This is a genomic window from Bacillus sp. FSL R9-9410, assembly GCF_038050385.1.
Taxonomy (GTDB): domain Bacteria; phylum Bacillota; class Bacilli; order Bacillales; family Bacillaceae_G; genus Bacillus_A; species Bacillus_A cereus_U.
The window spans coordinates 72,059-92,367 of sequence record NZ_JBBOTV010000004.1; the positions used below are offsets into that span (position 1 = coordinate 72,059).

Genomic DNA, 20,309 nt, shown 5'->3' on the forward strand with positions numbered 1-20,309 from the left:
GATGAAAATCTAGATCCTTTTTACCAGGATTATCAATTGGTTGTGATGGATAATAATATTTATTTAATTTTCAGCACAAAAAGTTTCCATTCCAGAAAAAATAACATTCCAGATTTGTTTGTAATCGATTTTTAATGAATTGTTAATACATTTGGTATCGAATGAGATTATGCTTGTTATTCGGGATTTTAAGTAGCTTAAATGAAGTTTCAGAAAAAAGGTGTGAGAATGATTTTTTAACGAATTCCCCGAAAGAATTCTCCTTCCTCAAGTGTGTGAAGGGCGTAGCCCAACGGTAGGTGGGAGATGAATTTCGGTTTGGCGTAGCCAAAAGGCTTTGTTTTTTATTTTGCCTCTGATAAAATCAGTCTTATAAAGCATAAAGGTTGGTATATAAATGAAATTAGATAGCAATAATCATTCAGTGTTCTTGTTATATTATCATCTTGTGTTGGTCGTAAAATACAGAAGAAATGTGTTTGATGATGATATGTCAGACTATGCAAAAGACATGTTTGTCAGGTTATCCGAGAATTACAACATAACACTGGTAGAGTGGAATCATGATGTAGACCATGTTCATATTTTGTTCAAGGCACATCCGAATACAGAAATGACAAAATTTATTAATGCTTATAAAAGTGCAAGTTCTCGACTAATCAAGAGAGACTTTCCACAAGTGAAAAAGAAACTTTGGAAAGAAATGTTTTGGTCAAGAAGTTTTTGCTTACTAACTACTGGTGGTTCGCCAATAGACGTAGTAAAGAAATATATTGAAAATCAAGGTGAAAAGTGAGGTGAAATGATATGACAAAGCATAATAAAGCCTATAAATTCCGTTTGTATCCAACAGAAGAACAAGCATATCTTATGCGTAAAACCTTCGGTTGTGTACGTTTCGTGTATAACAGAATGTTAGCTGAACGGAAAGAAGTGTACGAAAAATACAAAGATGATAAGGAACAACTAAAGAAACAAAAGCTTCCAACTCCAGCGAAATACAAAGCAGAATTTGAGTGGTTAAAAGAAGTTGATTCATTAGCTTTGGCAAATGCTCAACTAAACTTGCAAACTGCCTATAAGAATTTCTTTAGTGGTCAAAATGAGTTCCCAACATTCAAAAGTAAAAAAGACAGAAAGTCTTATACAACGAATGTAGTAAACGGAAATATTATGTTGCTTAATGGTCATATCAAATTGCCAAAACTGAAAATGGTACGTATCAAACAACATAGAGAGATACCACAAGATTATATGATCAAGTCATGTACAATTTCTATGACACCTACTGGTAAATACTATGTGTCCATCTTGACTGAATACGAAAAAGAGATTGTACAAAAAGAAGTAGAAACAGTTGTTGGGTTAGACTTTGCGATGGATGGATTATACGTTAGTTCTGAGGATGAGAAAGCCAATTATCCTCAGTTCTATCGTAACATGTTGGACCAATTAGTAAAGGCACAACGAGTATTAGCAAGGCGCAATAAAGGTTCTGAACGGTGGAATAAACAACGTATTCGTGTAGCTAAGTTACATGAGAAAATAGCAAACCAACGTAAGAATTTTCTTCATCATAAGTCTAAGGAGTTAGCTACTAATTTTGATGTTATAGCTATTGAAGATTTAAACATGAAAGGGATGTCGCAAGCACTTCATTTTGGAAAAAGTGTCGCTGACAATGGTTGGGGTATGTTCACTTCTTTTTTAGCTTATAAACTACACGAACAAGGCAAACAACTTGTGAAAATAGACAAATGGTTTCCTTCCACAAAAACATGTAGCAGTTGTGGAAATGTAAAAAATATGTCCTTGTCAGAACGAGTATATTCTTGTATATGCGGTGTAAATCTCGATAGAGATTATAACTCAGCTATCAATATCAAAAATGAAGCAATACGCCTATTAGTGTTAGCATAAATAGCAATAAAATAACCTTTGGAACAAGGGAGTTAGCTCGGCTGTCTAAGGACTAATTCGTTAGCTATCAAAAGTAACGACTAACCGAGAAGCCCCCACTTCAGACAGTCCGTTAGGTCGTTAAGTGGCGGGTAGTTCACGGTTGTTGCATATGTTTTATTAAGTATTGGAATTTTTAAAGGTTATTTTGGTAGGGTTAGCGAGGATTGTGAAGAAACTTAGTGTAATTGTAAAAATATACGAAAACAAAAAGCATGTAAGGATGAGTTGTAAGCGAACTACTGGAAAGGAAGTGGAGAAATTATGATACATCGATATGAAATTGATTTTTCTGTGATGTATGATGGCAAGGTAACAGACTTACAATCAGCAATTATTCCAGCACATTCTTTAGAAGAAGCAAACAAGAAATTACAATCGGAAGTAAAGCGGAGGTTAGGGAAATGTCGTGTCAAGATTGATCATACAAGTTTACTTGTTTCAGAGAATAGTCGATACACAATTGTATGAAATGAGGAGAGGAGTCTTGCAATCAGCAAGGCTTTTTTATCGTTAGAGCTTGATGGAAAGCGAACAATTACAGAATTAGTATATCTACCCCGACAAGATTGGTCAGAAAATGGTCATATTTTAAATTACAATATCTATACGAGTGTGGATGGTCTTAAGTATGAAAAAGTATCGTTTGGAACATGGGAAAATAATAAGGATAACAAAACTGTAACATTTGAACCGGTTTGCTATTAAATATGTAAAAATAGAAGTGACAAATGGAAAAAATGGATATGCTTCTGCAGTTGAGGTAGATATTTTTGGATATTAAAAATATGTTTGAACTCAACCATCATCTGTAAAAAAACATATATTTTCCGTGGTATTTGCTTTAGATTTCTCGTCTAATATTTAAAGAAATCCGAATAGAAAATGAGTAAGTTTTCCTTACAAAAATGTCACATTCCTGTAAGGTTATTAGATAGTCTAGCTACTTTTTCCATGTCATAATAAAGACATAAGAAACGCCGATTAAAAATTATAAGTTATAGGAGAGTGTCAATCATGATTGTAACAACAACGCAGGGAATTCAAGGGAAAGAAATTAGTGAATATATTGATATTGTAAATGGTGAAGCTATTATGGGTGCGAATATTGTCCGCGATTTATTCGCTTCAGTCCGTGATGTTGTTGGTGGTCGTGCTGGTGCTTATGAAAGTAAATTAAAAGAAGCACGTGATATTGCAATGGACGAAATGAAAGAACTTGCAAGACAAAAAGGTGCTAATGCAATCGTTGGTGTTGACGTAGACTACGAAGTTGTTCGTGATGGTATGTTAATGGTTGCTGTAAGTGGTACGGCTGTACGTATATAATAAGATAGAAAACAGGCTCTCCCCGTAAAGTGTATATGCTTTACGGGGATTTTTTTGTTGGGAAAATTTTAAAAGTTATTATAGTTTAGGGGGGACACCAGTTAATAGTTTGGACATTTAATGAAGAGTTTTTTTACAATGGAGTGGATCTAGAAAGAGGTGAAAACTAAGAAATTTGGATGTTAGTTTTTAAATTTTAGAAAAGGAAGAATAAAATATAGTGGACATACAATTACAATAAGGGAATGCAGTATAAATCAGTATACATGCATTCCCTTATTATATTTATCTTGTTCCGACAGAAAACTTCTTCCTCAAAAATGTGAAGGTGTGAAACACCAATTTTAGGTAAGAGATGAATGTCTGTAGGCATAATCCTACGTTTTTTGTATACTGAAGGCATCATACAAGAAAGCGAGGTGCAACCCGTGTTAGTAAATAAAGCATATAAGTTCCGTATCTATCCAAATAAGCGACAAGAAATATTAATTGCTAAGACCATTGGGTGCAGTCGCTTTGTATTTAATCATTTTCTTGCTCTTCGGAATGACACCTCTAAAGAAACTGGCAAAGGATTAACTATCCTTCTTGCTCTGCTGAGCCCACTCAATTAAAGAAGCAATAGGATACGCTTTGGTTAAAAGAAGTAGATAGTATTGCTCTTCAATCCACATAAAAAAACCTCGCAGATGCTTTTTCACGTTTTTTCACAAAACAGAATGATATGCCACGATTCAAGTCTAAAAACAATAAAGTTCAATCCTATACAACAAAACAAACTAACTAACGGTAATATTGCTGTAATGGACAATAAAAGGGCATATTCTAAATGTTACGATTAGACGAAACCCAGGGCGGTACATACCTTGTGTCTATTCTTGGAGAATCAGAAGCGCAACCAGTAGAAAAAAAGATTCGTCTGTTGGTGCTGCTAATCAATCCATTGAAGAGCCATCAGCTAAAGCTAATCTAATTTGTTTAAATCATGGAGAAACTATCTAATTGAAAAAAGAGAGTGCCTTCTTTGAAAAAGGACTCTCTTTTCGTATTTTATTATTTATTATTCACATACGTATCAAACCATAAGTGGATATATCCAGCTGTAATACGTTGCGCTTCCATTAAACGTTTTCCAGTAACCGGTGTTACTTCAGCACGCCATTTATCAGCAGCGTCTTGTGATATAGCGGCATCTAGAAACAACTTTTTTGTCTTATCATTAACAATTAGTGGGAAATCTGCTTTTGCACCAACTGCAGAAGCATGAACCCAATCTTCTGGATTTACACTTTTCCAGTTCCAATAGCCATTTCCATCTTTTACTTTATAATTGTCTTTCACAGTATCGACGAAGTTTTCATATTTTGAGTGTAAGGCAATAGGAAGCGAAACGTTGGTAAAGTTCGCTGCATGCATAGGCTGATTAACATCCCCTAAATAATGAAGTGATAATCCTAAATAGAAAAATGCATTTTTAAAATCTTTATTTTGATAGGATTCACCAGCTAATTTAAAATATTTTGCTCCTGTTTCTTTTGCGTGTTTGGCAAGTGGAAGATACGTACTTCCTGTATCAGGATCATAGAAGTGTGAAGCGAATGTGCCATTATCAAAGTACGGATTTTCATAATCGGCAGAGTAGACACCCTTCTCTAACTCATTACGCCATTCATTTAATAGAGATATCTCATTTGGCTTCACAACGGTCTTATTTTGGGCCATAACTTCAATGCCTCTGTTAACAATCCATAAATGAGTACTTACTCCTTCATCATGGATGGCTTCTGCGGACCACTTATGACCAAAAGATGTCCCATATTGATGGCTATTTTCATGTGCAAACGCCACACTTTGAATAGGGGCTGATAAAGCAATTACTGAAGCTAAAGCAAAAATTTTTCTTTTCATAAATATTCCTCCATTTGATATATAATCTAACATCACCCTCATGTATAATCCTAGCATTGATCAGTAAGGAAGTAGATTGCTTTTTGAATATATGCAAAATTTCATATTTAAATTCATTATTACATTACGGTGAATATATTTAGGTCGATATGATGAATTTTGGTTCTGGTGCAAAAATCATTTGAAAGAGACATAGAAAACTACATGGGGTAGCACCACATCGCCATCAAGCTAAGAAAAGCATATACCCCAAAACGAGAAAAGTGGCATCTCCCGGTGAAAATGTACAATTTTTGTTTTAGGGGTGTTATAAAATTCTTAAGTTGATGGGCATGTATGGTGATCCCAAATCGTCTTCGATAATTTATTGTGTACATCTGTATGCATCCCCTATATAAATCATAGGGATTGTTTGCATGTTGACTTTGGTTTTATGTACAATAAAGGTAAAGATATAGTTTGAAACAGGAAGAGGAAAACCATGTCCAATTCATTAGTAAATTTACGTATCGATTTTGCATTTAAGCAGTTATTTGGCACAAATGGGAATGAAGATATTTTAGTTGCCTTTTTAAATGCCATATTAAAGGATTCTTTAGAATCACCTATTGTTTCCCTGCAATTAGAAGATCCACATTTGCATCGAGAATATGAAGAAGATAAATTATCGATTTTAGATATTTCGGCTACATTAAATACAGGAACAAAGGTAAATGTAGAAATACAATTGAATAACAATCATGATATGATCAAACGAAGCTTGTATTATTGGGGAAGGTTATACACCTCTCAATTGCAAAAAGGAATGCCTTATAGTTCACTTCATAAAACGATTACCATTAACTTGTTAAACTTTGTGATGTTTCCAGAATATGAAGCGTTTCATACAACAGGAATCCTTTGGAATCAGCAACAACAAAAGTTATTAAGTGACGATATAGAAGTTCATATTGTAGAGATTCCAAAGTTACTACAGCAATGGCGCGAAGAGAAAGTCAATCCGTGGGAAGATTCGTTTGTTCGTTGGTTATTATTATTACCAGCGAATGAAGATGAGTATCTCACACAAACATTGGAGGACATTGCCATGAACCAAGATCCAATTTTACAAAAAGCAATGAATAAGTGGGAACATATGAGTCAAGATTCTTCTTTCCGTCAAGCATATGAAGCAAGAGAAAAGGCCTTAATGGATGAGGCTGCAAAGTTTGCTCATGCTCGTAATGAGGGGAAAAAAGAAGGAATTCAAGAAGGAATTCAAGAAGGGGTTCAGCAAGGAAAAATACAGATGATTAAAGGTATGCATGAACTTGGTGTACCACTTGAAACGATTGCTAAAGCCAGTAAATTAAGCATAGATGAGGTCGAACGTATTTTAGAACAAAAATAATTAGCAACAAAAAAAGAACCTATTAATTGGGTTCTTTTTTGGGCTATTTGTCAACTTGGTGTAGCACGACATGTCAATCAAGCTTAAAGTAATTGCTTTTTCCTTTTATTTTTTTATTCTTTAATTTTAAATCGTGAAATTAATCCTTCTAATTCCTCGATTTTTTTCTTTATTTGCATGGATTGATTTGTTATTTCTGTAATGGATGATGCTTGAGTTTGAATGGCTTGTACGGTTTGATTTGTATCTTTCGCTACTCTTGTAGAAGTTTCTGATACTACTGATAGTGAAGCGTTAATTTCTTCAGTTCCAGCAGACATTTCTTCTGTTGTAGCTGATACTTCTTGAATTTGATGTGTTATCTTATGAATGTCTTTCATGATTGTTGAAAAGGCTTCGTCTGCTTCATTAGCAGCATTTCTTCCTTGTATAGCTTCTTCGTGTCCTTTTCTCATGATTTGAACAGTATCTTTTGTATCTTGTTGGATTGATTTAATTAAATTATTAATTTCATGTGCGGATTGCTTAGATTGTTCAGCTAAATCTCTCACTTCAGCTGCAACAACTGCAAATCCTTTTCCATTCTCTCCTGCACGTGCTGCTTCGATTGCAGCATTTAAAGCAAGCAAATTTGTTTGTTCCGCAATATTTGTAATCGCGTCTAAAGCTTTATCTATATGCTGTGTACGCATAATAAGACGTTCTATCACCGTAGATGTTTCTTCAACAACTGCATGCACATTATTCATTTGAGTAATAGATTGCTTGATTACTTTACTACCATTATTTACACGATCTGTTGTAGCAACAGATACTTCAGCAACAGTTAATGCTGATTCAGCTACTGATTGAACTCCATTTGTTAAGTCATTCATTGCTGTTGAACTTTCATGAATATTAGTAACTTGTCCTTCTATTTGTTTATTTACTTTATTAATTGTTAGAACAGCTTCATTAGATATTTTAGATGCCTGTTTTGTATTCTGCAACATACTGTCAGTAGAAGAGGTAACTTCGTATGTCGTTACTTGTATTTTCTCAATTAAATGTTGTAAATTATCTAACATGTTATTAAAAGAAGTAACAATAGCTCCTAATTCATCATTTGCTTGATAGGAAGTACGTATTACTAAATTTCCATCTGCTACTTGTTTTATATCATGCTGTAATAAAGTAATTGGACGTTGAATAGCTGTTTTGATGACATATCCAATACCTATAATAATTGCAGTCGCAATAACTGAAATAATAATAAACATCAGTATTGTAGTATGTGCACTGTTCGTATTACTTTTTTGTAATTGTTCTGCCTGGCTACTATTATATTTCACAAGTTCTTGAATAGAATTAATCGCATTTTGCATAGCAGGCTCAGTGTTTTTTAAATAATAAGAATAAGCTTCTTCATTTTTATTGTTTACTGCTAAATTTTGTGCTTCTTTCATTTGAGTTCTAAATTCTTGAAAGTTTTTTTGGAAATTCTTATATAATTGCTTTTCTTCTTGTGAGCTGATCTTAGACTCAAAGTTTTTTAATAACTGATCATTTTCTTTACGTGTTTGATCTATGTTATTTGCTAATTCTTTGTTTCTTTTTTCATCAGTTGTAACCATGAGTTCCATAAAATTACTGTTTCCGTATCGGAAATTAGATTCTAGAGATTGTATCCAAAAAATTGGAAGTAATCTTTCGTCATACATACTTGCAGAAGCTTCACCTGTTTTCTTTAAAGAGATAACTCCTATAATGGATAAGAGAATACATGCGATACTCGCTGTAATCATTAATGTATTCAACTTTGTACCAATTTTACTGTTTTTTAGAACTGACATTAAACCACCCCTTATTAAATCTTTATATTACGTTATGCATCTTACAATAAAAACCAACAAATAACGACCTGTTTTTTTAAAAATGTTGTTATTTGTTGGTTTATTTGTTGCTAATTGTTGGTTTTTTAGTGTGGAGAAATATGTAATTTTACATTTTACAAAAAAAGGTAAATGATATACAAAGTACTATTAAGTTATATTAAAAACATTTTATATCAAACGATTAATATAAATAAATGAAAATCACTATATTTTAAGTCTAATTACACTGATGTAATTATTTCACTTAGTGAATTAATTAATAGGATTTAACTTTTTTAAATATAATTTTTTTCTAATACAAACATGAAGTGTCTGAATTATTAAATATAAATAATGGGATTTTATTGTTTACTTAGTAAAAACATAGTGTTTAAATGAGGGGGAAGTAAGGCCTTACATTCTATGAGAAGTAAATAATAACGAGAGTCTAACACTCTATCCGAAAGAATTCTTCTTCCTCAAGCGTGTGGAAGGAGAGACCCTAGCGCTAGGTTGTTCTAGAGGTGTGAATAAGATTGTAAAAAGACAATAGTGAAGAGGTGTATGGAATGAAAAATAAAATAATTACAGGTTTTTTAATAACATCCATTGTTACTGGGGCGAATATTCCTATCAATACTCTTGCAATGCCAATCGTTCAGGCAGAAACTCAACAAGAGAATACGGATATTTCCTCATCCTTACGAAAATTAGGTGCACAATCTAAATTAATCCAAACATATATTGATCAAGCTTTAATGAGTCCTAATGTACAGCTTGAGGAAGTCCCAGCTTTAAATACGAACCAATCCCTGATCAAACAAGATATGAACGAATGGTCATCAGAACTTTATCCAAAATTAATTCTATTAAATTCAAAAAGTAAAGGATTTGTAACCCAATTTAATAGCTATTATCCAACATTAAAACAGTTTGTAGACAATAATGAAGATAAAGAAGGGTTCTTGGATAGACTTGAAATTCTTCAAGATAAAACTACGACAAACCAAGAAAGCGTACAACGTCAGATTAATGAATTAACAGATATTAAATTACAGATTGATAAAAAGCTTAAAGATCTCGATACTGACGTGACAAAAGCACAAGGTGTACTAAGTTCAGAGGGAACAGGGAAAATAGACCAGCTAAAAAATGAATTGCTAAATACCCAAAAATCAATTCAAAGTGATTTACAACAAATAGCATTATTACCAGGAGCTTTAAATGAACAAGGGTTTGTTATATTCAAAGAAGTCTATAACCTTTCAAAAGATATCATTGAACCTGCTGCTCAAACAGCAGTAGCAGCGTATAACAAAGGAAAAGAAATTAACAATTCTATTTTAGAAGCAGAGAAAAAAGCAGAGCAAGAAGCGAAAGAAAAGGGTAAATCTGCTCTAGAGATTGAAGCTGCCAAAAAAGAAGCCCGTGAAGCAATTGAGAAAAGCAAACAAGCTGAAATAGCTGCAGCTGCAATTACAAAGACAAAAGAGTATGACCTTACGAAGGTTATTGACCCTGAAAAAATTAAAAAAACTTATAGTGCCTTCGCTGAAGTAAATAAACTTACTACAGAGCAGCGAGCACATTTAGATGATTTAGAGAAACAAAACCAAAAATTATATGATTTAACAAAGAGCCTAACAGTAGCAGATTTACAAAAGTCTATGCTTCTTATTATGCAAAATGATTTACATACATTTGCAAATCAAGTAGATGTAGAACTTGACCTATTAAAGCGCTATAAAGAAGATATGAATCTAATTAAAAATAATATTACAAAATTATCTTCTAATGTTGATACAACTGATCAGCAGTCTCAAAAAGATACATTAAGACAATTAAAAAATGTAACAAGTTACCTTGAAGAACAAGTTTATAAGTTCTAATATTCTGAATTTATAAAGCGGAATGATGATTATAAGAATCTATTGAAAAATAGGGAGGAGAATTAATATGATGAAGTTTCCATTTAAAGTGTTAACTTTGGCTACTCTGGCAACGGTTATAACGGCTACGAACGGTAACACGATCCATGCACTTGTACAAGAACAGACTGCACAAGAACAGAAAATAGGGAATTATGCATTAGGACCTGAAGGACTAAAGAAAGCATTGGCTGAAACAGGATCTCATATTCTTGTAATGGATTTGTACGCAAAAACAATGATTAAACAACCGAATGTAAATTTATCTAATATCGATTTAGGTTCAGAAGGGGAAGAATTAATCAAAAATATTCACCTTAATCAGGAACTATCTCGAATCAATGCGAATTATTGGCTAGATACAGCAAAACCGAAGATTCAAAATACAGCACGTAATATTGTAAATTACGATGAACAATTTAAAAATTATTACGATACATTAGTAGATACTGTACAAAAGAAAGATAAGGAAGGATTAAAAGAGGGCATAAATGATTTAATCACTACAATTGATACAAATTCAAAAGAAGTTACAGAAGTAATTAAGATGTTAGAAGCCTTCAAAACAAAACTGTACACAAATACTACAGATTTTAAAAATAATGTTGGTGGCCCAGATGGGAAAGGTGGCTTAACGGCAATATTAGCGGGAAAACAAGCACTGATTCCACAACTTCAGGCTGAAATTGAGCAACTAAGTGCTACTCAGAAAGAACATTTTGACAATGTATTAGCATGGTCAATTGGTGGTGGATTGGGAGCAGCCATTTTAGTTATTGCAGCCATTGGAGGAGCGGTAGTAATTGTTGTAACTGGCGGTACAGCAACACCGGTTGTTGTCGGTGGCCTTACGGCTCTCGGTGCAGCTGGTATCGGTTTAGGAACGGCAGCTGGTGTCACAGCGTCTAATCATATGAACTCTTATAACGAAATTTCTAACAAAATCGGACAATTAAGTACGAAAGCCGATCTTGCTAACCAAGCAGTTATTTCGCTTACTAGCACAAAAGATACTTTGACATATCTGTATCAGACAGTGGATCAAGCGATACTGTCTCTAACAAATATTCAAAAACAATGGAATACAATGGGGGCCAATTATAAAGATTTATATGATAGTATCGACCAAATGCAAGAACATAAACTCTCTTTAATACCTGATGATTTAAAGGCGGCTAAACAAAGTTGGAATGATATTCATAAAGATGCAGAATTCATTTCGAAAGACATCGCTTTTAAACAAGAAGAAACGAACTAAAAATCAAACCTATATAGGAGGAATATGAAATGATAAAAAAAATCCCTTACAAACTACTCGCTGTATCGACGTTTTTAACTTTGACAACAACTTCTGTGGTCTCACCAGTAGCAACTTTTGCAAGTGGAATTGAACAAACTAACAATGGAGATATGTCTCTTTCAGCAAATGAAGTGAAAATGAAAGAAACCTTGAAAAAGGCTGGGTTATTTGCAAAATCTATGAATGCCTATTCTTATATGCTAATTAAGAATCCAGATGTGAACTTTGAAGGAATCACTATTAATGGGTATGCAGATTTACCTGATAAAATTGTACAAGATCAAAAGAATGCAAGAGCACATGCTGTTACATGGGATACGCAAGTGAAAAAACAGCTTATAGATACATTGACTGGTATTATTGAATACGATACAACATTTGACAATTATTATGAAACAATGGTAGAGGCGATTAATAAAGGGGATGGAGATGCTTTAAAAGAAGGGATTACAGATTTACGAGGTGAGATTCAACAAAACCAAAAGGTTGCACAACAATTAATACAAGAATTAACTAAATTAAGAGACGCTATTGGACAAGATGTTAGAGCATTTGGAAGCAATAAAGATCTCTTACAGTCGATTTTAAAGAACCAAGGTGCTGATGTTGAGGCTGATCAAAAGCGTCTAAATGAGGTTTTAGGATCAGTAAACTATTATAAACAGTTAGAATCTGATGGATTTAATGTAATGAAGGGTGCCATTTTGGGCTTACCGGTAATTGGTGGGATAATAGTGGGTGTAGCACGAGATAATTTAGGCAAGTTAGAGCCTTTATTAGCAGAATTACGTCAGACCGTAGATGGTAAACTAACATTAAATCGTGTAGTTGGGGTTGCATATAATAATATTAGTGAGATGCATAGTGCGCTTGATGATGCTATTAACGCTCTTACTTATATGTCCACGCAATGGCATGATTTAGATTCTCAATATTCGGGAGTACTTGGGCATATTGAGAATGCAGCTCAAAAAGCGGATCAAAATAAATTTAGATTCCTAAAACCTAACTTGAATGCAGCTAAAGACAGTTGGAAAACATTACGAACAGATGCTGTCACATTAAAAGAAGGGATAAAAGAATTTAAAGTGGAACTTGTTACTCCACAAAAATAGGGGAGTATTAGTTCCGTTGCAAAGTGACCTAAAACATAGAGAATCTATGATTACATTGTTGAATAGTAATGTAGCAATTAATAATTCCTTATAGACCGAAAAGGCGGAGTCGTATTAAAGACTTCGCCTTTCACTTTTATAAAAGTTTCATCCAAATCTCAAAATAACCGTGCAGTTTTACTTATTTTTAAAAACTTCGTAACAGAACCTTCTTATTCCTAAACCACGCATATCATTTGTATGATAAATTTTATAAATAATTGCGTAATAATGAACTTACATTACCAGAAATAGAAATACAGCGATTCTTGCAGAGCTAGTTTTTAAAGATAGAATTTTATTCAATAAAATTCTATCTAATTCTGCCTGAAAAGAAGATTGAGATGTCTCAATCTTCTTTTTAATTTTCAGGAAACAATCGTTCTGTTTGGGATAGTAAAATAAAGAAATGAGTTGTGGGTTTATGTAGTACTTGAATAACATAGTAGAACAAGATCATCGCTTTATAAAGAAGCGAATCCGTTCTATGCTAGGATTCAAATGCTTGGACACAGCTACATCCATTCTTTTTGGAGTAGAGGCTATGCATATGATGAAAAAAGAACAGATTGATTTACGGAACCAGTCTGTCCAAAATTAGAAAGAATTCATCCACCAACTGTTTGAATTAATTACTTAAACCCAAGGAAAATAAAAAATCCACGCCTTTTTATATCGTATTTAATTATTCGCACCAGAACCTAATTGTTACGGTGCACCTTTTAAAATGTACTCTACTACCTGAGAAAAGTTTTATATCAGTTTTTAAACATTTTTCAAAAGCGGTAAATAAATGTACACCGAGGTTCCTACTCCAACTTTACTTGTTATACAAATTCTTCCCTGATGACTTTCAATAATTTTGTAACTAATCATTAAACCGAGACCTGTTCCTTTTTCTTTCGTACTATAAAAAGGTTCAGCAAGTTTTGCAATTCTTTCTTCTGGAATACCAATCCCTTCATCTGAAATACAAATTTCCACCTCATTGTTACTTACTTTCTTAGTGGTAATGATTATGTCTCCCCCATGTGGCATTGCTTCAATCGAATTTTGTAAAACATTGATAAACACTTGTTTTAATTGTTTTTTACAACAATCAATATATACAACGTCAGGATCCGTTTGGAATGTGACATGAATATTTGTCATAATTGCCTTTGTGTTAATTAAAAATACAACGTTTTCTAAAATTACATCGATGCTCTCTTGTTCAAAAGAACATACCTCAGGTTTAGCAATAGATAAAAATTCGTGAATAATAGATTCAATGCGCTCAATTTCAGAAAGTATGAGTTGAAAATGTTTTGATTCATGTTTCATTTGTATCTCTAATAATTGTATAAATCCTTTAATAACAGTGAGTGGGTTTCGCACTTCATGTGCAACCCCTGCAGCGAGTTGACCGACAGTAGCTAATTTATCTGATTTATTTAATAGTTCCGCTGTCTTTTTCCGCTCTGTAATATCGCGAACCATAACCATCACTTTATCTGTTAATAGCGGTAAACATCGTGCTTCAAAAAAGTAAATACTATTATGCATGAGCAAGGAGTAATCTACAATTTCTATGGAATTATTCTGCTGTACCCTTGCAATTGCTTCTTGTAGCTGCAGGGCAACATCTAAAGGTAACACATCCTGAAATTTTTTATACATAAATTGTTCGACAGGTACATAAAATCTTGATGGACAGCCGGCTTTATAATCAACGATTACTCCGTCAAGTCTTGTTAAAAAACATAAGTCTGGAAGTGCTTTAAAAATTAATTCTAACTCTGAAGATTTTTCTATAAGTTTCTCTTCTACCTGTTTCCGATACGTAATATCAATACCAACTGCCCAGTGACTGTATCCAGGAACAGGGAATTCTTCTGAAAGGTTTGACCACAGGATTGTTTTTTCATCACCGTTTTTACAAGTAAGTGTCATTTCCCAATCACGAAAGTTTTTACCGAGTTCAGAAAATCCATGAAGTAACTGGTTCCGATACGTTTCATCTGGATAAAGTAGCTCTAACGCGCAAGGATTGTTAATAATTTCAGCGGCACTATAACCTGTTACAAGTTCACACTCTCGGTTCCATATGACAATATTCCCTTCTTCATCACAAGCATCAACCATAACGGGCATGTTGTGTAAAATCGTATATAATTTTTCAGCAGGGATAGATTGATCTTTCTGCAATTGCTGTATTGTATTCATTCCTTTATTCGTTATAATCGTTGCAAGGGATTTAAAGTATATAGTGCAAGATTCAATACGATCTTTAGGCGACAAAATCACAAAATCACCAATCGTATTTTCATTGAATATAATAGGGACATGAATTTTTGTATGTAAATGTATATCAGAGGATGGTGTGCCGTAATGAAATATGATTTCTCCGTTGCAATCAAGCAGCTGATGTGAAATCTGTGTTAAAAGATAAAAGTGTTCTGCCATAGTTTGTATTTCTTTTACGTCAATAATCTCGGTCAGTTTGTACATATTCTCTCACCCCTATTTATGTAAACGTGCATATGTATTAATTTTTTAATTTTCTTAGTTTTTCTATTATACAAATTAAATGTGTCGAGGTACACAGAAAAGAGGGGCTATTTTAATTTCCAAACGATTCTCGCCAATTTTTCATAAAAATGCTTTCCAAAAACTCACCTTAAAAACTATGTCCCTGATAGGTGCTTTTTTGAATTACTACCTCAACTATCATAAACAATAAATGAAATCTTTACAGAAAAAAAACAACTTGGATAAGGACAAGTTGTTTTTTTCTAAAGGGCACAGCAAAGAAAGAGTGGAGGAAAAAATGCATACACACATGTCAATGATGTAAAGCAAACCAACAAACGAAACTAAAAATTCAGATAATTATATCGCTAAGGGTTTTTGTATACTCTTTCTTTGTAATTATAAGTCTAGCATGAAAAAAAAATAAAACAACAAAAATATACAATTTTCTAATAAATTCGACATTTTTTCACGCGTTACCATTTCCACATTAAGCATCAGTTACTAAAATATTTATTTTTTAAACGGATAGGGACGGAATATATGTCGTGGTGACATTTCAATTTCATCTTCCATCTCAAAAACTAAGAGTACTTTTCAATTTGAGATGGAAGGTTTTTTTCTATATATCCATTTATTTTATTCATACCATAATATAAACCTTGTAATTCTTAAAAAATAGGATCGTCGAATAAATAAAAATCACAACGTAATGCAGATAAAAAAATATCTTAGAAATTTTTGATTATATCTCAATAAGATAAGAATACTTTTGATTTTGAAACGGAATATTTTGTGTTTTTATAACTACCGATAATGATATGTTATGTTAACTTCACATGTATACCTTATGCAATCAAAATACCTTTCATCATCTATATTCTTGATGTGGTACAATCTGGATAAAAGATAGAGGGAGATAGACAATGGAAGAAATCATTAAAGAGATTGTTTCTCCAAGCAAAAGATACAAAGTCCAAGTTATCAAACGAAATGATGGTTTTTTCAGTACAGAAGTTTTTGCGTGGTTTGAGGATTACGGATATGAGTATTGGGCTCCTATTAAACAGGGGTTATCGTTAATTGATACAGAAAAACATGCCATAGCCATAGCAATGGAAGACTTGAAAGTGTATTCAGGTGAGGAGGTTGTTGTATTTAAATAAAAGGTTTATAGATTTTTAAATATAAGACTACTGATAATAGTACGTTATGTTAACCCTCTATGAATAAGTATTCAAAGAGGGTTTTTCTTTTTTTTATAGTTTTGTTCTTGTCTTTTGGTCTTATATTTGCTTTTTGGCTAGAGTGCTGGCTCGTCGTGTGGGGCCGAAATCCCACGTATTAAACGTATCAATATATAGAATAAGAACTATTTTTGAGCGATTGATCTAAGCGGTTCGGCTCGTATACTTGCTAGTCCAAGTCGAGTACCATTGCTTTGCTTTTTGTCTGTCGGCTTGGCGAGAAAAGCACACGAACCGACTTTTTTATTATGAAGGTGGAGATTTTTGAGCGTTGTTTGCTCAAAAATACTACCTGTTCCTTAATAATAGTGATAATAGAGACGATTGTTTAAAAGTACTATAAATCCAGTTGTACCAAGGGTTTATAGTACTTTTTAGGGTATGACGAAAACGTCACACTTTTAGTCCTTTTTGTGACGTTTTCGTCACACCTAAAAAATTATAAAGTACATAAAAAATAGACTGTATCAAGTTGATACAGTCTAAAAAAATCTAGTTGGCAATTTCACCTTTTTACCATTTTGATCTTTAAGATTTTTCAAAGAATGTTGAAACAATCTCATTGTCAATTTATCAAGTTTTACTTCTTTTTTTCGAGGTGCGCAAATCATTATATAAGGATTTGCTATCCATTTTAAGTCCCTATATGACAGCACATGTAAATCGATTTGGAAAGTATCATATTGATTCAAATCGAAAACCATCCGAACTACCATTTGACCTTTCATTTTCTTCGAAAAAAGTAGTTTTCACTTAAATAATGTATAATAAAAGCCGTAGGAGTATAATACCTACGGCTTTGTAAAAGGAATCTTGATTTACTATAAAATATCCTCTAAAGGTTTATTCTTACGATTTAAACCTCCTGTAAAGCTTTCTGTTCACTTTGTAAGAATGAATCTAGTTTATTTATCAGTCGTTTAATATTTTCACTTTTGGTATACTTACTTGGATCATAACCGTCATCCGGTTCTAAATAATAAATAAATCCTTTCATATAGTCTGGATAATTAAAATCACTATACAGGTTAGCTATATTCTCTAATAAAGCATCGTAATCGTTATTTTTTTCTCTCATAGACATTAAAATACAGTACTTCCATTTTCGTTCCTCAACATCACCATTCCAAGGTATTGCTAAATCCATTACTATGGTTTCTATTAATTCAATAGCTTTTTCTTTCTCGCATAATCCCCATGTAAGTTCTAATAATGCATCATCGCTTACGTGGGGATTATCAATCAAATAATTTGCAGCATATGTATCTATTTCTTCAATGGATAAAAGGCCTAATTTTAATCCGGTTAGCAAAGTAGCCCAACTATATTGTAGTCTATACGTTTTGAAAATTTTATAACTATACATTATATTATCACTTCTTTCTTGCATTCGCTTTCCCTGTTACGCCAACTCCCTCAATAAACCTTCTGTGTGTAACACCTTTTTTAGGGTCAGGGTCAACAATCCATTCGAATACACCTTTTTTACCATTTAACGAACCTTCTACCTGATAAAGCTGTCGCTTAATTCCGTCACCTCCAACTAAATCAAATTTCGATGCATAACTAACATAATTATCAATAATTTTATTAAATGCATGTAGTTCATCTATTTTTAATGCACTACCTGTACGAATGTTATCTAAAACAGGATTATTTATTTCTATGGTTTTTGGCTTATATTTAGCAGCCGCTTCTAGAGCCTTTCCTTTCTTCTCTAGGTCACCAATTTTTCCAACGACTTTTCCGACTACTCAGGATGTACCACCGGATACGACCGACAATGTGCCCCATGCATAATCTTCTGGTCCATATTTTCTACCTGTTATTAAGTCTTCACCTTTGATTAACTGTCCAATTTCTATTGCTGTTCCAAAACCCGGTGAAATACCTAAGATAAACGCTAGATCTTGGTCATCGCCACGATTATATATTCTTAGAAGGATCGCCACCTAAATCACGTAGTGCATTACTTAAATCAATATTTCCAACGTTGATGGCTGCTCAATCTTATGACTTGCTATTCTATTAGCGGAATCCATAAATGTATTTGCAAGATCTATTCCCATATTGGGTGTTTTTGCCCATCCCCTCGAAAAGGGGGAATAAGGGGTTCAGCCGAGATATATAGGGGTACGGAAACGATTCAAAGAATAACCCGCCACATCTGAAAAAATTCCCAATTTCAGCGGGTGATTTTTTTTATACTTTGTCTTGTAGTTTCCTATATAAAGCTATCTTGAAACATTCGTAATTTGAGGCCTATAAGGGGTCGAGATAAAAGCACTAAGTAGCTTTAAACAAAAACATTGTTTACCAAAAAACAATGTTTTTGTATCACTTCTTAATGAATTCATTTACCTGTGACTTTCTTTTTTATTTTTATGTTGTGTAACGACGGCCAGCTTATGTCTTTTTATCTCAGCAAGCTCATCAGAGGTATAACTAAAAATTTCAGATTCTTTTACTGGATTCGAAGTTATCGTTGCCAGTTTTCGCTTCTCTCCTGGTAGTGCATGAAAAAGTTTCTCTAGGTCAAAAGAAGCACTACCTGGTTTTATATTTGGAAACTCCTGTCTAATATATTTTAGAGCTAAAGGACCATTCATTTGACCACTATTTTCACTTTTCAAGTAATATGTTTGCCAATTCGTAAGCGCAATACCAGTATTCCCTTCATCTAATTGTTTTTGTGTAATAAAATACACATCACGTTCATATAGATCTGAGGCATCTGGATTTAAGTCCACTATGATACCAGCTTGCTTAATCATAAGTTGTTGACCATGTTTTATCGTTTTATATTCAACTTTCCCATCTTTATAGAAAATTTTAATTTCCTTAGAAAAGTTTTGGTTTTTATAATAATCATACACACTAATACCAAATTCTCCTTTGTTAAAAGTAGGAGGTTTGTAAGCACGGTTTTCATTGTTAGCTAGATAATCATTTTTAGCACTTTGTTCGGATAAAGAAATAACAAAAGGCTCTTTTAGAAACGTATCATAGGTATCTCCAAATGTTGTAAGAATAGTTTCTCTTGTATCAACGTCTGCTTTTGCTTTATGTTTTGTAAATGGGTTGAAACTGAATACAATCCCCATCGCTATTCCTACAGGGGGAATTTTTTTTATATATCTCTTTATCTTTTCCTTCATGGATTTGCTCCTTACTTTCTAATTTATACTGTTTTCAACGTATTTACATTCATATCAGTAAGTTTATCTTAATTTAAATCCCTTTCAAAAGTCTTTCATAAATGTTACAAAACCATTTCATTGTTTCTCATACAAACACTTCAGTACTTTTGTAAGTAATTTCTTAAACTTAGACATACCGATAAGAATAAAAGGATTGATACATAAGTAAACCACCGATCATATAGTCTAAAAATACACTTTTGCGAAGATCTTAACACCATGAATCTCAAAAACATAAGTGTGAGATTATTACTCGTACAGTTATTTTCTCTAGTACTGGACCTATTTATATCTTCCTCAAGGAGGCTGTTCTTACCTTGGTTTGTTGAAGATAGTTTCGGTTTACTTGGAATTTTCGTTACTACACCTTTATTATTATTTATTGGTGTAATTATGACATATCTTAAGAAAAGAAAAGGCCTTTGTATAACAAGAACGAGACAAACGATTCCTTTTAGTTATTATTGATTTATTAAAATAAAAATTGAGACCAAAAAAACAAGAAAGGTTGGCATTTTGCCAGCCTTTCT

At 33.0% G+C, this 20,309-nt stretch carries 14 protein-coding genes and 5 pseudogenes; 12 read left to right on the top strand and 7 right to left on the bottom strand.

Going from position 1 to position 20,309, the window contains the following annotated elements:
• The first annotated feature begins 397 nt into the window (after nucleotides 1–397).
• The 6 genes and pseudogenes from tnpA to MKX77_RS29450 all read left to right on the top strand — a co-directional run.
• Nucleotides 398–796, top strand: coding sequence for an IS200/IS605 family transposase (tnpA, locus tag MKX77_RS29425; RefSeq protein ID WP_002169923.1), 399 nt, complete (start codon nucleotides 398–400; stop codon nucleotides 794–796).
• An 11-nt stretch (nucleotides 797–807) separates the two neighbouring features.
• Nucleotides 808–1,920 carry an RNA-guided endonuclease TnpB family protein gene (locus MKX77_RS29430; RefSeq protein WP_341308596.1) on the top strand — a complete coding sequence of 371 codons (1,113 nt, stop codon included), beginning with the start codon at nucleotides 808–810 and terminating at the stop codon, nucleotides 1,918–1,920.
• A 303-nt stretch (nucleotides 1,921–2,223) separates the two neighbouring features.
• Nucleotides 2,224–2,430, top strand: coding sequence for a hypothetical protein (locus MKX77_RS29435; protein ID WP_193649153.1), 207 nt, complete (start codon nucleotides 2,224–2,226; stop codon nucleotides 2,428–2,430).
• Nucleotides 2,431–2,466: 36 nt separating this feature from the next.
• A pseudogene (locus tag MKX77_RS29440) lies at nucleotides 2,467–2,743 on the top strand (discoidin domain-containing protein); the annotation flags it as partial.
• A gap of 233 nt (nucleotides 2,744–2,976) precedes the next feature.
• Entirely contained in the window at nucleotides 2,977–3,288 is a 312-nt protein-coding gene (locus MKX77_RS29445; protein ID WP_000637500.1) for a heavy metal-binding domain-containing protein, read from the top strand.
• Between the two features lie 428 nt (nucleotides 3,289–3,716).
• Nucleotides 3,717–4,198 (top strand): annotated as a pseudogene (locus tag MKX77_RS29450) (helix-turn-helix domain-containing protein); the annotation flags it as partial.
• Nucleotides 4,199–4,341: 143 nt separating this feature from the next.
• Here the strand turns inward: MKX77_RS29450 and MKX77_RS29455 are convergent.
• Nucleotides 4,342–5,196 carry a phospholipase C gene (locus MKX77_RS29455; RefSeq protein ID WP_193658943.1) on the bottom strand — a complete coding sequence of 285 codons (855 nt, stop codon included), beginning with the start codon at nucleotides 5,194–5,196 and terminating at the stop codon, nucleotides 4,342–4,344.
• Between the two features lie 481 nt (nucleotides 5,197–5,677).
• On the opposite strand from MKX77_RS29455, the gene MKX77_RS29460 reads away from it, so the two are divergent.
• A complete protein-coding gene (locus tag MKX77_RS29460) occupies nucleotides 5,678–6,586 on the top strand; it encodes an Rpn family recombination-promoting nuclease/putative transposase (RefSeq protein ID WP_340804963.1) in 909 nt (302 codons plus the stop codon).
• Nucleotides 6,587–6,699: 113 nt separating this feature from the next.
• Here MKX77_RS29460 and MKX77_RS29465 read toward each other — a convergent pair whose 3' ends face one another.
• Nucleotides 6,700–8,418 (bottom strand): methyl-accepting chemotaxis protein, encoded by a 1,719-nt coding sequence (locus tag MKX77_RS29465; RefSeq protein ID WP_341308597.1) that lies wholly within the window; start codon nucleotides 8,416–8,418, stop codon nucleotides 6,700–6,702.
• A 590-nt stretch (nucleotides 8,419–9,008) separates the two neighbouring features.
• Between MKX77_RS29465 and hblC the strand changes: the two genes are divergently transcribed.
• The 4 genes and pseudogenes from hblC to MKX77_RS29485 form a co-directional block, all read left to right on the top strand.
• Complete coding sequence (gene hblC, locus MKX77_RS29470; RefSeq protein ID WP_341026811.1) at nucleotides 9,009–10,328, top strand: hemolysin BL lytic component L2; 1,320 nt, start codon at nucleotides 9,009–9,011, stop codon at nucleotides 10,326–10,328.
• A 67-nt stretch (nucleotides 10,329–10,395) separates the two neighbouring features.
• Complete coding sequence (gene hblD / locus MKX77_RS29475; RefSeq protein WP_341308598.1) at nucleotides 10,396–11,625, top strand: hemolysin BL lytic component L1; 1,230 nt, start codon at nucleotides 10,396–10,398, stop codon at nucleotides 11,623–11,625.
• Between the two features lie 29 nt (nucleotides 11,626–11,654).
• Nucleotides 11,655–12,782, top strand: coding sequence for a hemolysin BL binding component B (hblA, locus tag MKX77_RS29480; protein ID WP_341308599.1), 1,128 nt, complete (start codon nucleotides 11,655–11,657; stop codon nucleotides 12,780–12,782).
• Between the two features lie 469 nt (nucleotides 12,783–13,251).
• Nucleotides 13,252–13,422 (top strand): annotated as a pseudogene (locus MKX77_RS29485) (DDE-type integrase/transposase/recombinase); the annotation flags it as partial.
• 164 nt (nucleotides 13,423–13,586) lie between these two features.
• Here the strand turns inward: MKX77_RS29485 and MKX77_RS29490 are convergent.
• Nucleotides 13,587–15,311 (bottom strand): PAS domain-containing sensor histidine kinase, encoded by a 1,725-nt coding sequence (locus tag MKX77_RS29490; RefSeq protein WP_341308600.1) that lies wholly within the window; start codon nucleotides 15,309–15,311, stop codon nucleotides 13,587–13,589.
• Nucleotides 15,312–16,258: 947 nt separating this feature from the next.
• On the opposite strand from MKX77_RS29490, the gene MKX77_RS29495 reads away from it, so the two are divergent.
• Nucleotides 16,259–16,498, top strand: coding sequence for a hypothetical protein (locus tag MKX77_RS29495; RefSeq protein ID WP_341308601.1), 240 nt, complete (start codon nucleotides 16,259–16,261; stop codon nucleotides 16,496–16,498).
• 563 nt (nucleotides 16,499–17,061) lie between these two features.
• On the opposite strand, the pseudogene MKX77_RS29500 reads toward MKX77_RS29495, so the two are convergent.
• From MKX77_RS29500 to MKX77_RS29515, 4 genes and pseudogenes are all read right to left on the bottom strand, one after another.
• Nucleotides 17,062–17,211, bottom strand: a pseudogene (locus MKX77_RS29500) (Rep protein); the annotation flags it as partial.
• Between the two features lie 224 nt (nucleotides 17,212–17,435).
• Nucleotides 17,436–17,969, bottom strand: a complete 534-nt coding sequence (locus MKX77_RS29505) for a DUF2247 family protein (protein ID WP_341308602.1) — start codon at nucleotides 17,967–17,969, stop codon at nucleotides 17,436–17,438.
• A 292-nt stretch (nucleotides 17,970–18,261) separates the two neighbouring features.
• Nucleotides 18,262–18,651: pseudogene (locus tag MKX77_RS29510) on the bottom strand (S-layer protein); the annotation flags it as partial.
• Between the two features lie 285 nt (nucleotides 18,652–18,936).
• Nucleotides 18,937–19,737 (bottom strand): hypothetical protein, encoded by an 801-nt coding sequence (locus MKX77_RS29515; RefSeq protein WP_341308603.1) that lies wholly within the window; start codon nucleotides 19,735–19,737, stop codon nucleotides 18,937–18,939.
• Nucleotides 19,738–20,309 lie beyond the last annotated feature (572 nt).